At 35.9% G+C, this 23429-nt stretch carries 13 protein-coding genes; 9 read left to right on the plus strand and 4 right to left on the minus strand.

The genetic code is table 11. From position 1 onward, the window contains the following. The first annotated feature begins 368 nt into the window (after nucleotides 1-368). Together CG11_RS08115 and CG11_RS08120 are read left to right on the plus strand one after the other, a co-directional pair. Entirely contained in the window at nucleotides 369-3866 is a 3498-nt protein-coding gene (locus tag CG11_RS08115; RefSeq protein WP_081909499.1) for a S8 family serine peptidase, read from the plus strand. A gap of 56 nt (nucleotides 3867-3922) precedes the next feature. Next, nucleotides 3923-6958, plus strand: coding sequence for a CHAT domain-containing protein (locus CG11_RS08120; RefSeq protein ID WP_052594942.1), 3036 nt, complete (start codon nucleotides 3923-3925; stop codon nucleotides 6956-6958). Nucleotides 6959-7100: 142 nt separating this feature from the next. Here CG11_RS08120 and CG11_RS08125 read toward each other — a convergent pair whose 3' ends face one another. From CG11_RS08125 to CG11_RS08140, 4 genes are all read right to left on the minus strand, one after another. After that, on the minus strand, nucleotides 7101-7349 hold the full coding sequence (locus tag CG11_RS08125; RefSeq protein ID WP_052594943.1) for a hypothetical protein: 249 nt from the start codon (nucleotides 7347-7349) through the stop codon (nucleotides 7101-7103). Nucleotides 7350-7530: 181 nt separating this feature from the next. Next, nucleotides 7531-8475, minus strand: a complete 945-nt coding sequence (locus CG11_RS08130; RefSeq protein WP_197043798.1) for a DUF4382 domain-containing protein — start codon at nucleotides 8473-8475, stop codon at nucleotides 7531-7533. Nucleotides 8476-9136: 661 nt separating this feature from the next. After that, a complete protein-coding gene (locus CG11_RS08135) occupies nucleotides 9137-10099 on the minus strand; it encodes a D-2-hydroxyacid dehydrogenase (RefSeq protein WP_052594947.1) in 963 nt (320 codons plus the stop codon). 106 nt (nucleotides 10100-10205) lie between these two features. Continuing rightward, nucleotides 10206-11249 carry a lipopolysaccharide assembly protein LapB gene (locus tag CG11_RS08140; RefSeq protein ID WP_052594949.1) on the minus strand — a complete coding sequence of 348 codons (1044 nt, stop codon included), beginning with the start codon at nucleotides 11247-11249 and terminating at the stop codon, nucleotides 10206-10208. 692 nt (nucleotides 11250-11941) lie between these two features. Between CG11_RS08140 and CG11_RS08145 the strand changes: the two genes are divergently transcribed. The 7 genes from CG11_RS08145 (at nucleotide 11942) to CG11_RS08175 (ending at nucleotide 23358) form a co-directional block, all read left to right on the plus strand. After that, a complete protein-coding gene (locus CG11_RS08145) occupies nucleotides 11942-13360 on the plus strand; it encodes a hypothetical protein (RefSeq protein WP_052594951.1) in 1419 nt (472 codons plus the stop codon). Nucleotides 13361-13733: 373 nt separating this feature from the next. Next, entirely contained in the window at nucleotides 13734-14678 is a 945-nt protein-coding gene (locus tag CG11_RS08150) for a DUF6427 family protein (RefSeq protein WP_156039696.1), read from the plus strand. Nucleotides 14679-14907: 229 nt separating this feature from the next. Next, a complete protein-coding gene (locus CG11_RS08155; protein WP_052594955.1) occupies nucleotides 14908-15354 on the plus strand; it encodes a protein-disulfide reductase DsbD domain-containing protein in 447 nt (148 codons plus the stop codon). Between the two features lie 422 nt (nucleotides 15355-15776). Further along, nucleotides 15777-18341, plus strand: a complete 2565-nt coding sequence (locus CG11_RS08160) for a protein-disulfide reductase DsbD domain-containing protein (protein WP_052594957.1) — start codon at nucleotides 15777-15779, stop codon at nucleotides 18339-18341. Between the two features lie 210 nt (nucleotides 18342-18551). Then, the gene (locus CG11_RS08165; RefSeq protein WP_052594959.1) at nucleotides 18552-20249 is read left to right on the plus strand and encodes a M3 family oligoendopeptidase; all 1698 of its coding nucleotides are present in this window, start codon (nucleotides 18552-18554) and stop codon (nucleotides 20247-20249) included. Nucleotides 20250-20410: 161 nt separating this feature from the next. Then, on the plus strand, nucleotides 20411-20710 hold the full coding sequence (locus tag CG11_RS08170) for an HNH endonuclease (RefSeq protein ID WP_052594961.1): 300 nt from the start codon (nucleotides 20411-20413) through the stop codon (nucleotides 20708-20710). 155 nt (nucleotides 20711-20865) lie between these two features. Next, nucleotides 20866-23358 carry a zinc-dependent metalloprotease gene (locus CG11_RS08175; protein WP_052594963.1) on the plus strand — a complete coding sequence of 831 codons (2493 nt, stop codon included), beginning with the start codon at nucleotides 20866-20868 and terminating at the stop codon, nucleotides 23356-23358. The last annotated feature ends 71 nt before the right edge of the window (nucleotides 23359-23429 follow it).

Genomic DNA, 23429 nt, shown 5'->3' on the forward strand with positions numbered 1-23429 from the left:
GACTAATTCTTAAAATAGTGTATGAGGTAGTATAACAACCCTAAGCTTCACTTTTTGTCTTCTATAATGGCATTTTTCTAAGGCAAAATAGCGGACTCCTTTTAACTGCACACACATTTTTGACAATTTATTTAGACACCTATCAGGGTTTAATTAACTTTGTTGGTGGATTATTGCGTCTTGATAACAAATTTAAAATCAATACACAATAGAAAATCATGAGTATTACTCAGTTGTATTGGAGTAGACTAAAAATAAGCGGTCCCCCTCAATACTATTTCAAATTTCTATAGTAACCATGATTATTTTTTAACGGCTATTGTTGCAAATATTGTAATTATTTGTGCTCCGCCATTCGTTTAAAATTTATGATGTCTATCACAAAAAAAATACGTTCTTACCTTCTCAATTCATTACTAGTAGTAGTATTACTTGCACTTGGGAGAACCATAAGCTTGGCACAAGTTTGTCATCCAGATGATCGTGCAGCTCTAATTCGCCTACGAGATGCAACCAATGGTGGAGGTGGAGTTGGTTCGTGGAATATTGCCTCCAATTTACCCAATGGAATTACCAGTCGTTGGATTGGTTCTAATGTTTATGAATGGCATGGAATTGACACCATGCACGACGCAAGCTTTCCTACTTATTATCGAATTCGTACGATTAATTTAGATGGTAATAATTTTGTTGGTGCCAATCCCAATTACTTAGAGAATGACCTGCCTGACTCGCTCTTTGTTGGCGACGGATTGCAAAAAGTAGATTCTCTAATTCTAAGTAATAATAGTTTAACAGGAATTCAAGGATACTTAAAAGCACAAATTCCATTTTCAGCACACCAGTTGAAGTATTTAGCACTAAACAACAATAACTTCTCCCACAGCAATACCAATACATTTACTTATTTATTTAGCTTTTTTGGTAGCCTTTCTCGAGTTTATATGTCTGGTACAATGGGATCAGGTAGTGCAGCATTGAGCACATTTTCGTTGCCAACTTCTTTTACTTTAAATAAATTACATTTAGAGAACAACAATTTTACAGGCACCCTTGAACTATTTACGATCACCAATAGTATATGGGAAGGCTTACAGTATTTTTATGTAGGTGACAACGATTTCACAGCCATAAACATCACGTCAAACACTGTTGGAAATCTGACGATTTTGAATATGAACAACAACAGTATCCAAAACTTTCAAGACATCTCCAACTGCTTAGAGTTTGTCAATAACCTAAACGAGCTTCATGCCATCGCAGCAATGGATACCAATACGGTTAATCCTTTTGCCTTAACCACAACAAGTTTTCCAAACAACTTAGAGGTAATCAACTTATCTCACAACAAACTATCAGGAACCTTGCCGCTCTCCCTTTTTGAGGAAATTCCGACACTCAAGCATCTTAATTTGGCAAATAACAATCTTATAGGCACCCTTCCGTTGCCAAGAGACAGCTTTTCTACTGGAGCATTCATGGGAATATACGCTTATCAAGGGCTTCCCGAGCTGCGTTTTTTGGATTTAAGCAGCAATGATTTGCAAAAATCACTCAACCTAGATTGGTTTTTCTTGAGTCAAATTGAGAATTATAGTGCCAATGGAGGTTATAATATTCCACTAGAAGTTTTTCGTGTACGAGACAACAATTTCTCAGAAATAAAACCCAAGCTTATTAGAGGGCATATTACACAAATATTAAACTACCCGAACCGTTTTCGCAACTTTATTGACATTGATGTTGCTCAAAACAGATTCGACTTTAAAGATTTGTTTCGTTTGAAGCGTTTCTTTAGGTTCAAACAAACAACCATTGCCTCGCAAGATCATTATGCTCCTCAATCAGGTACAGCACCTATCAACTTTAGGTATTCTAACCAAGATTCCATCGGTATTGGTGGGGTAAAAAGGAGAAATCAAGGTGATAGTGTTATTATAGAAGCAGGACGCAATGTGATAGAGTCCGAACAAGCAAAGGTACACGTTCTTAGAAATAAATACACTTGGGAACGAATCAACCCAGCCATAGGCATTCCTCTACATATTGGTACGGTCAACCCCAATGGTACGTTCACCGCAGGTTTGGGGGCACATAATTCTTATGCAGGTGCTTTAGGCTTGCTCAACGATTCTACCCACAGCCACAAACTAGCTATTTATAATTTGGATAACACCGATACCGTACACCACAACCGCTTATTTACAGCTTGCGTTAGCAACGACTCCTTCCCTTTGTTAAACCTTTGTATGAAAAAGAAAAAGATAGAGGTAGGTCCTTGTACAGATTCTACGGGGAGACCAATTCAATGTCAAACAATGGTGGTACAATTTCACCCTGACACCTTAGCGCAATACAGTCCTGAGCAGCAAGATTCTATCAAAGAAGAAAGCAGAAATTCTATTGGTGCTAAGCCTGTTGCTTCTTGTGTTTGTGGTAATTTGGAACTCTGGGAAATATCAGATACTGCCTCTACAATGACCGAGGCAAACGGAAAAGGCACCAAACGTTCTGCTTCTGCGGCAAGTGGCAAACCTGAGTTGTTGAGCGCAGAACCCAACTATTCGTTAATGGCAGCTAACAGTGGTCCCTTGCCTGATACGGTAGACTTACCTAGTGGTTCAGGAAATACAACTTCCAAAACATTGGTTGCTATTATTGATTCTGGATTAGATTATGAATATAGTAGTTTGGTACCTTATGTGTCAGAAGGCGCTTCTCAAAATAGTAGTTGTATGCAAGATGCGGTCTGGGGGTACAATTTCTTAGATTCTACCAATAATGCTAGTGATGATCATGGTCATGGTACCGCCATTGCAGGAGTTGTCACAGGGTTAAGTCAACAAAATCAACTACCCGATACAGGTAGCATTGCAGGTAGCATAGGTATTTTACCACTAAAATATACTGACAAAAATGGCGAAGGAACGGTTTTTCATGCCGCTTGTGCTATGTATTATGCTGCGGATTACGAACGAACAACCTCTAATGGAGAAACGGCTCGCGTTAAAGTCATTAATAACAGCTGGGGCTATTATGGAGAGCCTTCTAATATTTTAGAATATACGATTGACTATGTTGGTAATGATTGTGATATCTTAGTCGTTACGTCGGCTGGAAATGATAATACACAAGTAAGTGGAGCCGATTCATTAATGCACTGGCCTTCCAACTCTATTCATGACCCATTAGATACCATTCAGACTGATAATATCTTATCTGTTGCCGCTGTTAACTATGCTAATAGCAACACCTTAGCTTCTTATTCTAATTATGATAATACATTTATTGATTTGGCTGCCCAAGCAACCGACAACACGACCCAAGCAGGAAGTGTGAATGGGTATGTTAGTGTTTCTGGAACTTCTTTTGCAACGGCACAAGTCTCTAGGGCTGCTGCTTTATTGTTCGACAAATATCCTGATGCTACTTATTTTGCCGTTAAATATGCCTTGCTAAACGGGGTAGATGTGTTGCAAAGCAACGATAGCTTAAAATTGGTATCTGGAGGACGACTAAATTATCAAAAAGCAGATTCTATTTTGAGTAACATGCCAGATCGAACAATTTGCGAAGAATATACAACTCCCAACTCTATTACTAAAATTATAGATGCTAATGCTGCTTTTTCTATTTATCCGAATCCTACAAATCATACATTAACCGTAGAATTTGATCAATTTACCGATGCTACGACGATTGAAATCCGTTTATTCAATGCTCATGGTCAAACAATTACGACAAAAACGATCGTAGGGGGAAGCTATAGCACTCAATTGCCAATGCAGACGTTAGCTGCTGGAATTTATTTTATACAACTACACGTTGACGGTAAACAATTTAGCCAGAAAGTCATCAAAGAATAGATTGTTCATCGAAACATTGTAGACCATTTCCCAACAAGTGTTAATTTAATTTCATTATGAAGAATTTATTATATCTCTTGCCTTTCCTAATCCTTCCTTTGTTCTCTTTTGGACAGGATGCTAGTGCTTTAGTTCAACAAGCCAACGAAGCTGTAGATGCAGAACGTTTTGAACAAGCTAATACGCTTTTTTCAGATGCTGCAAAACGCTATGCAACAGATGGAAATTGGGATGCATATTTTGATTGCGGTGTTAATATTATTTCTAATTGGATACAATTAGGCAACTATGAAGAGGGCTTAAGTTCAGCCAATGACTATATTAGCAAGGCAGAATCGGTTAACTATGAAGGTTTATCACTGTCTTTGATCTATAAGAATATTGGTAGAATCTACTATGCTCAAGATGATTACAAAGCTGCATTGCCTGCATTAGAACAAGCTCTACTAATTAGAGAAAAAATCAATGCAGAAGATCCTGATTTGGCTCGTGACTATGGCAACTTAGGTATTGTCGGACGTTTATCCAATCGGAATAGTAGAGCCACTGAATTTTTAGAAAAGGCTATCGCCTTACAAGACAATGATAATGTATTGGCTCGCTTATATACTGAAATGGGAATCAATTACAAGAATATTGGTAATTTTCGCAAAAGCCTAGATTATCAAAACCAAGCCCTTCGACTCTTGGAGTCAGATGCATCAAAAGACTACTTTGCCATTGGACTGGCTTATCTTGAAAAAGGCGTTACATTGACGGAATTAAAACAAGAAGGGGAAGATATTATTGCCCTCCAACAAGCATTGGCTTTATTTAAAGGAGCTGCTTTTGATTATACTAACCAAGTTAATTGTTACCGAAACATTGCCTATTCCTACTTGCGATCTGGGCAAGGAAAAACCTATGATGCTGCTTACTTAGATTCTGCTCAATTTTATTATGAGAAAGCATTAAAAATTGCAACCTCTGAATTGCCAGAAAAGAATGCTTATAGTACTCAAATCTTATTTGATTTAAGCTCTGTACTGGTTGCTAAGAAACAATTTACAGAGGCAGAAGCAGCCCTAAACCAAGGCACTAAAATGAGCATCCATGCATTTGATTCTAAAAGCCTTGAAAACTTTAAGGCTCTAGCCAGCACAGCATCCTTTTATCGTTCTAAAGGAGACTTTGAAACGGCTCTTAATTTTCACCAGAAACAATTGATTAGTATCATTCAAGATTATGACAATACAGATTACTGGCACTTGCCCAATTTAGAACAAAGCAAAAGTAGTTTGAGTTATGATGCCATAACAGATGTTTTGGCCGCCAAGGCACGTACTTGGTTTTTATATTATAAATATGGTCATGGCGACTCCAAAAAACTAGATGCGGCGCTAAAAACAATCCGCCTGTTTGATGAAATGGTCAATCACATTCGCGCTGATTTCTCTACTAGTGGCTCTAATATTGCTTGGTCGGACTTGACCTTGGATGCGTACGAAAATGGTATTGAGATTTGTCTAGCACTTTTCAAGGAGAAAGGAGACCCTATGCACAAAGAGTTGGCGCTGTATTACTCTGAGAAAAGCAAAGGCTTGACTTTATTAGAATCTTTTCAAAATACGAAAGCCAAAGAAGTCGCAGGACTCCCCGAAGCTGATTTGATAAAGGAACGAGAACTTAAATTGGATATTGCTGATTTGCAACAAGAAGTCTTTTTGCTAACACAACAGAACAATCCTAAATTAGCAGACCAAATAGCAGCGTTAAAAAAGCGTATTTTCCTAAAAAAAGAAATTTATCAAGATTTCTTAAAAGAGTTAGAACGCAATCACCCACAGTATTATAATACCAAATACAAGCTTGAAATTCTTAATTTGACCCAAATGCGTGAATTATTAAAAGAAGACCAAGGTTTTGTAGAGTATTTTGTCGGAGATTCAAGTCTTTTTGCCTTTAAAATTACCAAAACAGAATTTGAAGTTTTCACCTTAGATGTTCAAGAAAATATGCTCCATCAAGTTGGCGATTTTAGAAAAAGCATTTATGGGTACTTTTTGTCTAGCAAGGATCGTAGCGAACAGATGAAATCTAAATATGCCAATCTATATGCCGATCAAGCATACCAACTATATCAAAACTTAGTTGCGCCTCTAGGCACATTGCCACATCGCTTGATAATTATTCCTGCAGGACCAATGTGCGACATGCCATTCGAGCCTCTCTTGACTCAAAAAGTTGACGAACCTGAAAACTATCAAGCGCATCCTTATTTGTTGCACGACCATTTGATTAGCTACTGTTATTCGGCTACGCTTCTCAAAGAAATGATGCACAAACAGCATCTACCAACAGACTATACCTATGTTGGTTTTGCTCCTTCTTTTGGAGAAAGTGCGGTTAGTATTATTCGAGGTAAACGTTTTGCTTTATCTCCGTTGGCCTATAACAAACCTGAAATAGAAAACATCAACCACCTATTGGGAACAGGAACTATTTTCAAAGATCAAGATGCTACCGAAAATCAATTTAAAGCAATTGCTTCGGATTATAAAATTATTCATTTTGCCACACATGGTATGGCCAATAGTAATGATCCTGATTATTCTTTATTGGCATTTACAGAGGTAGAAGATGAGGAAGAAAACGAGTTTTTATATGTAAGTGACTTGTACAATTTAGAGCTCAATGCAGAAATGGTTGTTTTAAGTGCCTGCGAAACTGCCTTGGGAAAAAATTTTAGAGGAGAAGGGATTATGAGTTTGGCTAGAGGTTTTTCGTATGCAGGTACCAAAAGTATTTTTACAACATTATGGAGTGTTAACGATCAATCTACTTATAACATTATTAAAAGTTATTATACCTACCTACAACAAGGAAAAGATAAAGATGAAGCATTGCGTCTTTCTAAAATTGATTATATTCAAAAAGCATCGCATTTTACAGCACACCCCTTCTTGTGGAGTCCGTACATTCTCATTGGAGACACGGACGAGGTTCCTGCACTTCAAAAACAGAATGCTTGGATGTGGATTGGTGGTGGTATCGTTGTACTCCTACTATTAGGAGGACTCCTTTTTTCATTTCTACGCAAAGAAAAGCAATAATTCTATCTCTCCCATAAAATTAAAAATCCTATTGAGTTTTAAACTCAATAGGATTTTTTTATAGTCAAAGACAAAAGTAATCGATTTTTATTCATTCGAAAACCTTTGAATATTTACTTGATTTTTAGCGATACTTTCAGCATTACTTAATTCTACAAGTATACCCTTCTGCTTCATAAGCATTTTTGTACTCTGCATTGGTAGAACCACTACTTACTGGTATTAAATTACAAACTCCTCCGCCTTCTGGTGTAGCTGTTTCGTCACAAATTTCCACATCACATTTAGAAGGATGTGTACATTCATAACAGAATACATTTTCTGTTTTTGTACAAGAAGACATTCCGATTGCAAACGAAGCACATAGTGCTAAACCTAATAACTTTTTCATTTTTGGTGTATTTTTTTTGTATTGATTAAATTAGATAGTTCTTTTTTTGAGTAACTGGGCATATATCTGTTAATTGTGATTTATGAGTACTAATAAATTAGAGAACTATACTATTTTCTTTATAAAGTACTTGCTGCTATTGAGCAGCAAGTTAATTATTTCTTTTCTGATGATTTTATGCTTACAGAATTAATGCAGTAAAATCAAAGTTTAAACTGGCTTGTGCCTGTGCATTAACAGTTACAGCTCCTAACACAGTTCCGCTTAACAAACCGCCTATTTCGAGTGTTCCTTTAAAAACAGCTTTGTTCTGTGCATCGTACTCATAAGAAGCAAATACGACATCATACTCCCCATCTTTTAAGTAAGATAATTGGAAATCACCATTGGCATCGACAACAGAACTACTGACTGCATTTTTAAATCGAATATTGCTAGTTCCCTGTGGGTTTTTCTCAGAACTACTGTACGATCCCTTAGTATATATGTAGGCAACTACTTTATCATTGTTAGAACCTGAATTATTGGTTGTTGATCCTTTTACAGTTCCTGTTTCATGTTTAACAACCGTTCTAACAGAAGAAGACAATTCAGCAGAACTTACAAAATCATAATCGTTGTTGTTAGCACCATTCTTAATTGCTTTACGCAGATCAAAGTCTAATACAACCTCTACAGAAGAACGTGTTTCTGTCGCCAAATCAATAGCGCCCTGAGAAGTTACCTCAATTGTCCCTGTAGCTGAACCTGCTAAAGACTCTTTGGTTCCATTGGCTCGCTCAATATAGCAGCCCATTGCATTTCCTTGAGCATCAGTATCTAGATCTAATACTAAGGTAATATTACTGTATGCCTTGGCATCTAAATCAGCTGTTCCCAAAGCATCTACAGAACCATTTTGCAATGCTTTTACATTGATTGTTTTTTTGCCTGAAAAACCACTAAAAGTTTGACCATCAACTTTCACTTCTGCGACAGTTATAAATACAGCATCTACATCTGCATCATCAATAGGAGCGTCTGTTAATTGTATAGATACTTCTTTTTGTTCTTCTTGTGTGTCACTATCTTGAGTACATTGTACAAATGCAAAACTACACACTGCAAACATTAACAAATACTTCATTTTTAGCATAACTATTCTTTTTTTTTATTTGGAAATACTCCTTAAACTTTAAGTTGGGGTATAGAAGATGCATCTTAATAACAAGTAGTTATTAGTATAGAAGCTTAAAAAATATTTCTCTGAATTTGTTTTTGGTAAGATCTTAGGAATCTTGAATCATTTATTTTTTGATCTGTATTTTATGTGAAATAATTTTTGAATTATATAAACAGAAATCAATAAATGTAAGTAAGTAAGCAGAAAAAATATAGACTTATTTTTATATAATTCTTTCTGAACGATTACTTATTTAAATGTAATAACTAACTATTGTTATTGTGTTCATCACTGTAATTAAAACAGCTTAAGTTTAAAATTGTTTAAAAAAAATAGATTTTTTCTATTTTAATTAGAGTCTATATGCACCTCTACCCCATTGTTCTTTTTTATGATCAAAGTTTATCTTTTGTGAACACTTCCTCCTTTTTTATTAATGCACCTCATTCCCAACGAAACATACTAAACTAATTATCAAACAATAATAAAATAAGCCATCCCAAAAAAAATTGAGATGGCTTATCTAAAAAATAATAGTTCCTTGATTATCTTTTGGATTACTACCATGCACAAGTCTATTTGGCAAACGTAGTTGAAAAAAAGATAAAAACTCTATCTATAATGTTTAATTATCTTCTCCAAAAAAATCGATAAAAGTATCGGCCAACTCCAAACCAATATTGCGTTGTGCTTCTAAAGTTGAAGCGCCAATATGAGGCGATACAGAAATCTTAGGATGATTCAAAAGCTCAGGATTAGGAGTAGGTTCATTGACAAAAACATCCAAAGCAGCTCCTGCTACTTTTCCATTGTTAAGTGCCTCCAACAATGCTTCCTCATCAATTGTACCTCCTCTAGAGGTATTGACTAGAAATACGCCATCTTTTAGCTTCTGAAACTCTTCTGTTCCTATCACAGGTTTATCGCTACTCGGAACGTGAATGGTAATATAATCACTATCCGATAAAACTCTAGACAATGGCACTGTAGTTAAGCGAACTGAAAAAGCAACGTCTGCTGCACCTGGCGTACTTAAATCTATATTGACAGTATTATCATACAAATCAGAAGCCAAAACACGCATACCTAAGCCCAATGCCAAACGAGCAACCTCTTGACCGATACGACCAAAACCAATAATTCCTACTGTTTTGCCTCTAAGTTGCACACCACCTGCATACTGCTTCTTCAAAGCTTTAAACTCTGTAGCTCCTTTGGTCGCCATATCTCTATTGGCACGATGCAAAAAACGAGACAAAGTAAAAAAGTGTCCTATTACCAGCTCAGCCACAGCTTGTGACGATGCCTTTGGTGTATTAATGACTTTGATACCTTTAGAACGAGCATACTCGACATCAATATTATCCATTCCAACACCACCTCTAGCGATAACTTTTAGATTAGGACATTGATCAATCAACTCTTTGCGAACTTTTGTTGCAGAGCGAACAATAATAGCATCATAGTTCGGTAATTTTTCAGATAATTCTTCTTGAGGAATCTTAGTATCATCAACATGATATTGTGCTTCTTCCATAAGCAGTTTACCATCTGGGTGAATACCATCATTAACTAAAATCTTGATCATAATTTTTTTATTATTAGGTTGTTTGAATGTGTTGATTAGATTCTTTCTTAAAGGTAAGAGTACTTTGTGGATTTTTTAGTTTTCTTGCTAGGAAAGAATGAAGCAATCAAAATTTACCTAGTCGTTTTAGAGCATCCTCTGCCCGATTGAAGCGATTGTTATTATTCACTGCATTCTTATAAGCAGTTACTGCTTCATCTATCTTGCCCAAATTTTCCAAAGCGAGTCCTTCAAAATAATAGGCATCACCAAACGTAGGATCATATTGGGTTGCGACATCAAAGAAGTGTGCTGCCTGTTCATAATCTTTTTCCTCCATAAAAAACAAACCATAATCATAGCTACCATTTGCCTCTTGCGGGTGATGATAAATTAAGCGCTCGTAAGCTTCCTTGGTTTTTTCCAAATAGCCGTTGTCTTTTGTATAGTTTTGGTGATAAAACGCTGCTTTTCCTTTGAGAGCCTCGTAGGCAGTCGAGTCAATTCTTAGCGCATTATCATAATATTGGATGGCAATTTTTTCTTTCTTATCTGAGAAAATATCTGCCAATTGCATGTAAGCATCAATATGATCTGCATCCTGCTCTACTGCTGTCTGAAAATTACCAATTGCATTCAAGGTATCTCCCATATACTTAAGAATTTGTCCACGCATGAATAAACCCTCTACGTTTAATGGAGATAGTTTTAATACTTTTTCAGCCGAAATCAAAGCTTCATCATAGTGTTTTATCAGCAAATTCATTTCAGAATGCACCAACAAGAGCATCAGTGTATCTGGGTGAATCTCTAAGGCATGCTCTAATATTTTGATCGCTGGCTTAGATTTATTATTCTCCAAATAAGCCCACGCCAACAACCGAGCTGCTTTCCAGTTTGTTTTGTCGTTCTCATAAATCAAGCGAGCTTCTGCTTCTGCCTCCTTCAACATTCCTTCGGCAGTATACGCTTCGTACCGAGCCACCCGCAACGTCATATTTTCTGGATCCGCTTTAATATCTCTAGTCAAGGCATCGATAGTTGGTATTCCTGTCAATTTACCGTGTTCTGGTTCTAAATCGTTTGGTCTATCTGTGCTTTCTCCACAACCATAAATAGATATCCAACAAATAAATAAACTAACAATAATAATTATTTTTTTTGTCATCATAAAGTATTCAATTTTGTTCTAACACTTCTCATTTTTACAACTATCCAAATTAGGGGTTTTACTTGCTTTTAGTACTTGTTCTGTCCCAAAAGAGTAAGTATTCATTCAAATAAGTTTGCTTTAATAAGTTTTTTTTCTTAGATTTATTATCGCCCTACAGCGTTTTGTTGGTAAATTTTGAAACAAATGTACGAATTTCATAGTACCTATATAATAATGGTTTATGGATTTTTTGATTTTTACAGTCAAGTGTACAAAATACAACCTTAGATAATCACTTCCCTTCTTCTAATGTTGGTTCACTAATCTAAACAGCTTGTAAAAAGGGCAAGTTTATTATTACTCATATCGTTGTTTTAATACTCCGTTGATTTTTTAGTTTTTCTATGCCCCTGAACCGAACAAAGCAAGCTCACAAAGCATAGCAAGTAACAAAGGTTTACCAAGGAAAAACATAAAAAAGCATCTTACATTAGTTTGATTATCAGATTTCAAGACCAAAATCAGCAAAAAATCTTGTTAATAATCAAACTAATACGATTTTCAATAGAGTAATGTGTTTTCTACACGACATCTTTTCATCAAACTTTCTAATCTTTTAATTTGTTTAAAAGAAAGCCCCCTTGTCTCCAATAGAGTTTGATGGCATGATGGAACTTCGATGAGCTTGACTTCACTAAAATATGTAGCTTATGAAAAAATATCTTATCTTTTTTTTAATTATCGGTAGCCTCCTCTTAGACTACAACTTGCTTTTAGCTCAAAAAGTACAAATATCAGAACCCGTAGATGTTGCCAACGAAGTTGATTACGAACTAATAGGTCGTTATGAAGATCACTTTTTGCTATATCGCAAATCAGAAACCAAATTTTATATTCAAAGTTTTGCCACCAGTGATTTAAAACAAAACTGGGTCAAAACCATCGAGTTTAGTAAAAGAGATATTACGCCTTTTAAAATTGTACCTCACAAAGAAAGTTTTTCTATTCTATACTACTTTCATAAAAGAGGTAAAACCTATATTGGTGGAAAAGAGTTTAATAACGAAGCACAAGAAATAGGAGATTTTAATATTGGCTATTTGAACAGTCCTTTGATACTGCACCGCAATCAAATTGTTCATTCTCAAAACAAGCAGTTTTTCTTGTTGTATGTACCAGGTTACAATGGCAATGTTGAAGTGATTAATTTTGACATTTTTGATAAAAAGATGGTTTGGCAGAAAAATTTCAAATTCTTAGAACTAAGCAAACAAAGAGAATTTGAACAAGTATTGGTCAACAATATGGGAGAGTCCTTTATCATCTTTAATGAAAACAATACCAAACGTCAACGCCAAAATCATCAGTTTGCAATTCTAAAAGTAACTCCCAATAGATCGGAGTCTAGTTATACCGTTCCTTTTAACAACTATATTTCGCATGATATGAACATCCAATACGATGAAATCAATCAGCAACTGGTAGCTTCTGGACTATATACCGATCACAAAAATTCCATTAATGGCATTTTTTACTTCAACACTGACTTAGCGCAGATTCCAACCATTCAAACTTCTGAATTGGAAGAAACTTTTATGCGCAGCCTAACGGGCAAAAAATCTAAAAAAATAAATGGCATTCAAAACTTTACCATTTGCCAATTGGTCTTGCGCAAAGATGGCGGTGCTCTATTGGTAGCAGAACAACGTTTTGCTTACGAATCTTCCATTGCATTTTATGAAGAAGAAAGAAGAAAAGCACATGCTGATTATCTTTATGAGAATATTCTAGTAGCCTCTATACATCCATCAGGAAAAGTGTATTGGAAAGATGTTCTGTTCAAAAGTCAGAGTTCTGAAAATGACAATGCTCGCTACTCTTCTTTTTTTGCGGTAAAAACCAACTCAAGTATTCGTTTTGTATACAACAATGATATTTCTTGGGATACCAGTATTTTTGAATATGTTATCAACAGCAGTGGTAATGTACAAAGAAATGTCATTGCGCATCAAATTAGAAAAAGTGGTGTGTTACCCCAACTAACCAGCAGTATCCAAGTTTCAGCATCAGAGGTCATTGCTCTATCTGAAAGAGATCGCAAATTGCGTTTGCTAAAAATTAATTACTAAAATTAAATAGCAATAGTTCGTTGAAACCACGCAGTAGCAGCGAACCGAGCTATGCGAGTTCACGACAGCAGGGAGCTACCACGAAGTAGCACCGTAGGTAATCAACGAACTACTAAAATAGAGTGCAAAGCAAAATAGTTTTGATAATTTGAATACTTGATAGGCACTGTCTACTAGAAATCAGTGGTATCAAATATTCAAATTATCAAATAAATTAAACCTCTTTTTTATAACTTCTCCCTAAGGCATTGTATTTTTGGAATCTTATGTAATGCAAATTATTGGCATTTGCAGAACAAGTATTTCAATAGATAGAAAAAATACCTACGTGCTACAACTTTTCCGAGACAACCAAATTTTCACAATCTTATTTGTGTTTCTATATTTTCTTCTCTTTGGAGCAAATATTTGGCTATATCCTAATGATTTAACTCTTTTTGAAGAACTCCCTAGTACCCTTAGTACATGGGTCATGCAATGGCTTCTTCATCCTACGAGCAACAAAATGGCTTTTAGCATCTTGTTATTGATTCAGGCTTTTACAGTCAATTCAATTGTCAACAACTTCAAACTGACCAAACACTACTCCTACATTACAGCCATTTGCTATATACTGCTACATTTTAGTTATTTTAACATTGATAGTTGTTCGCCCGTAATGCTAGCCAATACCTTTTTATTGTGGTCGTTGTATAGTATGTGCAACAGCTATGAAAAAAGAGTTTCTTTAGGCACCATTTTTAATATTGGCTTTGCCGCCGCAGTAGCAGCTCTATTTTATAATGGTTTTATTAGTTATTTTTTTTGGATTACGATTGGTTTGTTAATTGTCCGATCATTTGATTTCCAAGAATTTTTATTATTGATTGGAGGGTTCTTTATTCCTTTTTTCTTGTTGGGAATGTACCATTTTTTAGGCGATAGTTTTGACCAATGGATAGACCAAGAACTAATGTCTCACTACTCAACTATGATTGTTCATTATGAGACCAATACAGCGCTGTATTTATTATTAGGCATTATATCTACCCCTTTGTTACTGGCCATTGGCAATCTACAAGCTTTATATTTTAAAACAACCGCTAGAGAAAAAAAATACATCCATACCGTTTTATTAATGCCCTTTATGGCTTTGTTAAGTCTCCTATTTCAAGATCAGCTATATAGTTATCATTTTGTTATATTCATGGTTCCGATGAGCATTTTGTTGAGTATTACGTTACAATCTTATAAAAGTCTAGCAGCATCAGAAGCTGTTCATTTTATTCTTTTTATGCTTTGCTTAGGCATTCAATACCAAACTTTCTTTTTTCAGTAAAATGGACAAAGAAGCCATTTTTAAAGTAGGCTTTGGCACAGTATTTTGTACGATAAAGCATCAATACCCATTGACCAAATTTATATTTATTATTATTATCCAAAAACAATCGTTCGTTGAGATTACGCAGTAACAGCTACAACAGAGTAAACTTTCGTTAATATAGCGCAAAGAAGTCCCCTGTGAACGTAGTGAGCTAATGAACGAGCTACTAAAAAATAAAAGCATCATGAAATACCTTTTTTCTATTTTATTAGTAACATTTTCTGTACTTACTTATGCCCAAAATAACAATACTGTTTCTTGGTCGTTTGAAAGTAAAAAAACGGCTTCTAATGAATATACGATTCAAATGAAAGCGACCATTAAAGATGGCTGGTATGTATATTCTCAATATTTAGAAAGTGATGATGGTCCTATTCGTACAGCAATTGTTCTAGAAGAAAACGCAGGAGTCGAATTAGTAGGAAAAGCTGAAGAAGAAGGGAATAAAGTTTCTGGATTTGATAGCCTTTTTGATATGGATATTACCAAGTATAAAAAACAGTTAATTATTACTCAAAAAATAAAAGCATCGAAAGTAAAAACGCTAAAGGGATACATTACTTTTATGACTTGTAACGATGAACAGTGCTTACCACCAACAGATGTTCCTTTTGAAATAAAATTAAAATAAATACTTCTTACATACAAGATTTATAAAAGGATAAAGTCGCCAACTTTATCCTTTTTTTATAATTGCATAACCATCAATAATTTGCAAAAAACTTCATTAGCCTTATAATTAACAAGTGACAAGCTTATCACCCCTTACACAAAAGCTTTAATCATCAACTGCGCAGCACTCATGCAATACCACGAAGTAGCAGCGCAGCTAACTACTAAATCATAGTATTCTACTTAAAAAAACGTTAAAACAGTTTTTTATTTCAAACCCATAGGAAAATATCAAAATATCTTCATATCTTTATAAGCCTTTCTCACAAGAAGCAATGAATTCCTCTTAAAAAGAGGCTGCGCCTTGCTATTTTTTTCTATTTTTGTTTTGTGAGAATCTTCGATTCCTTTATTTTGTTACTTATAATAACTAACTATTTTATGAGACACCTTATCTCCACTTTTCTGCTACTTTGCCTGACTTCGATTTGCTTAATGGCACAAGATAGCCCTGTAAAGTACACTTGGGAAGCCCAATCCCTTGGTGGCAATGAATTTGAAATCACCTTTAAGGCAAAAATTCAAGATGGGTGGTATACCTATTCTCAATTTTTAGAAAGTGAAGATGGTCCCATACCAACGACCATTACATTTGAGTCGAACAACGAAACAAAAAATGGAAAATCGACCGAAAAAACAAGCAAAGCATCTAATAAGGTCTCAGGTTTTGATGAGTTGTTTGAGATGAATATTACTAAGTACAAAAAGGACTTAAGTATTCAACAGAAAATTACCGTAAAAGATATTAACAAACCTGTTACTGGTTTTTTGGAGTACATGACTTGTGACGATACCAAATGCATGCCTCCCACTGCGGTAGAATTTGAGTTCATTCCTGCAAAATTAGTTGCTGCCGCTAGCAATGACAATGCTACCGCAACTAATGACATAGCTTCCACAAACACCGATGAGCAGCCAGCAGTAACCGAAGAACCGATATCTACTCCCAGTGCTAATCCGGCACAACCTGTTAGTTGGGTAGTTGAATTTAACAAAGTTTCTGAAAACGAAGTGGATTTAATTGCCAAAGCTACTATTGGTGAGGGTTGGTATGTTTACTCTCAAACATTAGAAAGCGAAGATGGTCCAGTAGCAACAAGCATCAATTTTGAAGGGGATGCTGTTGTTGAAGAAGTTTCTAACGTAGAATCTGCCAGTAAACCAGAATATAAATTGCAAATGATGGACGAGGTGTTTGATATGGAATTGACCAAATACAAACATGATTTTACCATCACACAACGCATCAAAGTTAAAGATCCCAAAGTTCCTGTAAAAGGCTATTTGAACTATATGACTTGTGATGCTACTAAATGTATGCCTCCTACCGATGTAGAGTTTAGTTTTAGTTTTATGGGAGGTAATGGTGTTACAGGGAATGAATACAATGGTACTATTAAAGGAGATGTTTTTAATCCAAGTCGTGAAAAATTACTTACTTCTTTAGAAACACCACTAGGAAAATGCGATGGCGAGGTTGGTATGACTGTTAACAACAATGTAGATGTTGTAGGTATGAGCCTTTGGACTATCTTTATTTTAGGTTTTGGAGGCGGTTTGTTAGCTCTCTTGACACCTTGTGTTTTTCCTATGATTCCGATGACCGTTTCTTTATTTTCAAAAGGTAAAAAGAGTAAAAAAGAAGGGATTAAAAATGCACTTATTTTTGGTGGTTCTATTATCATAATTTATGTTGCTTTAGGCTTATTTATTACCTTAACATTTGGAGAAAATGCTTTAAACTTACTCTCTACTCACTGGGCAATGAACCTGACCTTCTTTGCACTATTCACTATATTTGCATTCTCTTTCTTTGGTTACTTCGAAATCACTCTACCATCTTCTTGGGCGAACAAAGCCGATCAAGCCTCTATGAAAGGTGGATTGATCGGGACATTTTTTGGAGCTTTTTCCATTGCTTTGGTTTCATTTTCTTGTACAGGACCTATTGTCGGTACATTATTGGTTCAAGCTGCTGTTAACGGTGGTGTTGTCGGCCCAACAGTTGGTATGTTAGGCTTTTCTATCGCTCTAGCATTACCATTCACTTTATTTGCTGCTTTTCCTAGTTGGCTACAATCTTTGCCAAACTCAGGGGGTTGGATGACTTCAATGAAAGTTGTTTTAGGTTTTTTAGAATTGGCTTTAGGTTTGAAATTTTTGTCCACAGCAGATTTGACAGAGCATTGGGGAATTCTACCTTATGAGTTATTTATTGGTTTATGGGCAATCATCTTCTTAGGAATGACGTTGTATTTATTCGGCATTATTCGCTTTCCACACGACAATCCTAATGCTAAGATCACAAATAAGCGTAAAGCCTTAGGAGCATTTGCAGGTATTTTGACAATATCTATCTTGTCTGGATTCATGACAAATCCTCAAACTAATGCCTTCAAAACTCCATTTTGGCTAAGTGGGCTAGCTCCATCTGCTTGTTACTCTTACATTAAACCTTGCCAAACTCCTGCTAATGAAAGCTCTGAATTTGCCTTTAGTGACCACTGCCCTCCTGGTATCAATCAATGTTTTGATGACTATGATGAAGCCTTGAAATACGCCAAGTCTGTCAATAAGCCTATTCTAGTAGATTTTACAGGTTATGGATGTGTTAACTGTCGTAAAATGGAAGAAAATGTTTGGATTGATGAGGAAATTAACAAAATGCTTAACGAGGATTATGTTTTGGTCTCTTTGTATGTAGATGATCGTAAAAAACTAGACCAAGTGTTAAAGACACCTGAAGGGGTAAAGATTCGCAATGTTGGAAATAAATGGGCTGAATTTCAGAAAGTAAATTTCAAAAAATCGTCTCAACCTTACTATGCTTTAATTACACCAGATGAACAGGTCTTAAATACACCTAGAGCGTATACACCAGATATACCAACTTACCATAATTTCTTAAAATGTGGTCTTAAAACATTCAAAGAATCAAGCAACTAAGCAATGTAAAAAGCTTGTTATATAAAAAAAAAATACATCCAAAAGCGATTGTTTATTCTTTTTGTTTGTATAAAAAACTTAACTTTGAGAGAGGAGAAATACTAAAATGTGTTTCTTCTCTTTTTGTTTATCCATCAATGTTCGGTATACAAAGACCTCGAACCAAAATATAGCTTTACGTGTACCTCACATTTTAATATTATACAGCGCATGAAATTTAGTGATTTCACCTACGAACGTCCTAGTGTTGAAGCATTCAAAAACTCATTTATCAACGAGTTGCAAGCTTTTCATAATGCAAAAACTTTTAAAGCTCAAAAGGAAGCCATTTTGGCGATCAATCAATTGAGAAGTGATTTTGATTCAATGTATTCTTTGGCGAGTGTTCGCTATTCTATCGACACCACTGATCGTTTTTATGAAGGTGAGAATGATTTCTTTGATAACAGCTATCCTGAGTTAAACGAGCACACCAATAGTTATTTTAAAGCCTTACTAACGTCGCCTTTCCGAAAAGAGTTAGAAGCAGAATTTGGACCACAGTTATTTACGATTTCAGAGTTGCGCCTAAAAACTTTTGAGCCAACAATAATTGAGGATTTAAAAGAAGAAAACAAACTGGACTCTCAATATAGAAAAATTAAAGCTCAGGCCATTATTCAATTTGATGGACAAGAATACAACTTATCCTCAATCAACCCTCTTGAATTATCTAAAGATAGAGCAACAAGAAAACGAGCTGCCGAGGCTAAATGGGCATTTTATGCTGAAAAAGCAACTGATATTGAATCTATTTATCATAATATGGTTCAGTTGCGCCACAAGATGGCAACTACTTTGGGGTACAAAAATTATGTTGAATTAGGTTATGCACGAATGCTGCGTTCGGACTATAATGCTGAAATGGTGGCTAACTTTCGTCAACAGGTACAAGAGCACATTGTTCCTATTGCGACTCAATTGCTAAAGAGACAAGCCAATCGCCTAGGGCTGGATTCCTTAAAGTACTATGATGAAGGATTTAGTTTTCCATCTGGCAATCCCAAGCCTAAAGGGAGTCCCAAATGGATGGAAGATCAAGCTCGTATTATGTATGCGCAGTTATCGACAGAAACAGATGAATTCTTTCAGTTCATGAGCGACAAAGAATTAATGGACTTAGTAGCCAAAGATGGCAAACAAACAGGTGGTTACTGTACCTTTTTAAACAAGTTTAAATCACCGTTTATTTTTTCAAATTTCAATGGAACTAGCCACGATATTACAGTATTAACACATGAAGCTGGACATGCTTTTCAAGCTTACTCTACTAGTAATAATGGTAAGTTGTACGATTACCTTTGGCCAACTTATGAAGCGTGTGAAATTCATTCTATGAGTATGGAATTTTTCACTTGGCCTTGGATGGATTTGTTTTTTAAAGAAGATACAGAAAAGTTTAAATTCTCTCATTTAGCGAGTTCTATTTTATTTTTACCGTACGGAGTTGCTATTGATGAGTTTCAGCATATTATTTATGAAAATCCTACAATGACGCCTTCAGAGCGCAATGCTGTTTGGAGTGATTTGGAAAAGAAATACTTGCCAACTAGAGACTATGCAGGTAACAAACATCTAGAAGAAGGTCGTTTTTGGCAACGCCAAAGCCATGTTTTTGGTATGCCTTTTTACTATATCGATTATGTATTGGCTCAAATTTGTGCCTTCCAATTTTGGCAACGTAGTCTTGAAGATAAAACGGGTTCTTGGAAAGATTATATCAACCTGTGCAAGGCAGGTGGCTCTAAATCGTTCTTAGAACTGGTACAACTCGCCAACTTAAAGTCTCCTTTTGAAGATGGTTGTCTAGCAGAAGTTGTCAAACCGATTCAAGCGTATTTGGATAGTGTAGATGACTCCAAATTCTAATAAAATCCATAAGCTCAACGCTAATTGAGTCATAAAATAAGTGCTGTGTAACCTTTATTTACACAGCACTTATCATTTAAAAAAGGGCTTTTTGCCTCTTTTCTTCTATTCATGGGAACTTTTGCCCAAGTGTAAAGGTTGCTTTCAAAAAAAATAATACGATGGAAGAGAAAAAAATATGTCCTATTTGTTCAAGAGAAATTGCACCACCAGCTAATTTACACCATCTTCTTCCTATATCCAGAGGCGGGGCTGGCACTCCAACCGTTCTGTTGCATCAAGTTTGCCACAACAAAATTCACTCTTTATTTAGCGAAAAAGAGTTGGCAAAAGATTTTGACACGATAGAAAAATTACTAGCCAATGAAGAGATGCAGCAATTTATCAAGTTTATCCGCAAGCAACCTCCTACCTATTATGATAGAAATAAACGATCAAAAAACAAAGGTCGTCGAAGATAACTTACAGTTTCTCTTAAAAAGTTCTTAATACAAGTCCTTAAGCTCTTTTCCTTCCTTCATTTTTTATATTTTGGCTGTGATTACATCGACCTATCTTTGGGTCTTTAATCCATTCTGATTTTTATAAATAAAAAATAGAGACAACAGCTAAGATTATGAGAACGTATATTCTATATGCCCTTATCTTCTCCTTTGCATTACTAATAATGCCTTTGGATGGATATGCGCAAAAGAAAAAGAAAAACAAAAAAAATCAAGAACCAGAAAAGACAGAAAAACCTGCTGCCAAAAAAAAGGCACCACCTAAAAAAGGAGCCCCCAAACCATATAAACAAGTTATTACCAAAAAAGCCATTACTCAAAAGGGGCTAATTACAACGCACAAAGTTGATGAAAAGTACTACTTTGAACTTCCTATGAATTTGTTGGAAAAGGAAATTATGGTGGTTAGTCGTATTTCAGGTTATGTAAAAAACTTGAGTTTTGGAGGTGCAGGAATGAAATCTCGCCCACAACAGGTCATTCGATTCGAAAAAGTAGACGACAGAATACTAATGCGTTCGGTTTCTTATCATAGCGTTGCCAACGAAAAAGAGCCCATCTATAAGTCTCTAAAAAACAACAATTTTGAACCTATTATCCATAGCTTTCCTGTTGCTGCTTATAACAAAGATAGTTCTGCCAATAAAATGTCAGGAGTAGTTTTTGAAGTAAATCCTTTTTTCACCACTGATATTGCTCTAATTGGAGCTTTAAATGATGGGCAACGAAAACGATTTGCCATTGGAGGTGTCGATAGTAAACGTAGCTTAATTACCAGCACAAAAAGCTTTCCTACTAATACGGAAGTAAGGCATATATTGACCTATAGGGGCAAAAAACTGCCCGATAATTTCCTGACTCAGACACTTTCTGTCGAAATGAATCAATCTTTCATATTATTACCTGAAACATTGATGCAACCAAGATTTTATGATGGACGTGTAGGGTACTTTTCTATTCAACAGACCAACTATAGCTCTGAAAGACAAAAAGCACAAACGCAACGTTTTATTACCAAATGGCGTTTGGAACCCAAAGATATGGCTGCTTTCAAAAGAGGCGAATTGGTAGAACCTAAGAAACAAATTGTCTATTATATAGACCCTGCTACTCCTGAAAAATGGCGTCCTTACCTAAAACAAGGGGTGAACGATTGGCAAAAAGCCTTTGAAGCAGCAGGTTTCAAAAATGCCATTATAGCCAAAGATCCTCCAACCAAAGAGGAAGATCCAGATTGGAGCCCTGAAGATGTCCGTTATTCGGTTATTCGTTACATTACTACGGATATCCCCAATGCCCAAGGACCACACGTACATGATCCTCGTACGGGCGAGATTTTAGAATCTGATATCTTGTGGTATCATAATGTGATGAACTTATTAAGGAATTGGTATTTGATTCAAACAGCTGCAATTAATCCAGCTGCTCGTAGCGTTCAGTTTGATGATGCCGTTATGGGAGAATTGATTCGCTTTGTGGCGGCGCATGAAGTTGGACACACGTTAGGATTGCCTCACAACATGGGTTCAAGTGTTGCTTACCCTGTCGACTCGTTGCGTTCTCCAACATTTACAGCTACGCATGGAACAGCACCTTCTATTATGGATTATGCCCGTTTTAACTATATTGCGCAACCAGGAGATGGTGTCAAAAGCTTGGGGGCTAAAATTGGAGAATACGATGTTTGGTCTATCATTTATGGTTATAAGCCAATTCCTAGTGCCAATAGTGCTGAAGAGGAACGTAGTACTTTAAATGGATGGATTAAGGAAAGAGCTGACGACCCTGTTTTTCGTTTTGGCGCACAACAATGGCGTGTCGTAGATCCTTCTTCTCAAACAGAAGATTTGGGAGATGACGCCGTTAAAGCCAGTACGCTAGGAATTGCGAACTTAAAGCGAATTTTGCCTAAACTAATCGAGTGGTCGGCAGAAGACGGCAAGGATTATAGTGACTTACGAGAATTATATGGACAAATTTTTGGTCAACTAAACCGCTATATGGGGCACGTTTCGTCTAATATTGGTGGTGTTTACCAATATACCAAAACGCACGACCAAGAAGGAACTATCTTCTCTCACGTTCCAAAAGTAAAGCAAGAAAAGGCGATGTTGTTCTTGAATAAAGAGTTGTTTCAAACACCTAAATGGCTGATTGATCCTGCCATCTTAGATAGAATCGAATCGACAGGCATTGTCAATCGCTTGTTAAGCATGCAAAAAAGAACACTCAATAACTTATTTGATCCCGCTCGATTGGCTCGATTAGCGGAAGCAGAAGCCACAGAAGGCAGTGACAAAGCTTACACCTTAATTGACTTGTTTATGGGGGTTAAATCTGGTATTTGGGAAGAACTCAATAGTGGTACAGCAATTGATCTATATCGTCGTAACTTACAGCGTGCTTATATTGAGAAAATGGAGGCTTTAATGAAAGATCCTAAAGATCAATCGGATGTAAAAGCGATTTCAAGAAGTATGTTAAAGCGGTTAGAGAAAGACATTAAGAATAATATTAGCAAGCAAACTAACGCTATCTCTACTGTTCACTTAGAAGATATTCTAGCAAGAATCGATGCTATTTTAAACCCAATTGGCATCAAATAATAAACCATGAACTAGTAATTCGACGATTGAAGAAGCGAACCAATAACTTCAATTCGTCGAATTACTAATCA

The sequence above is a fragment of the Aureispira sp. CCB-QB1 genome, assembly GCF_000724545.1.
GTDB lineage: Bacteria > Bacteroidota > Bacteroidia > Chitinophagales > Saprospiraceae > Aureispira.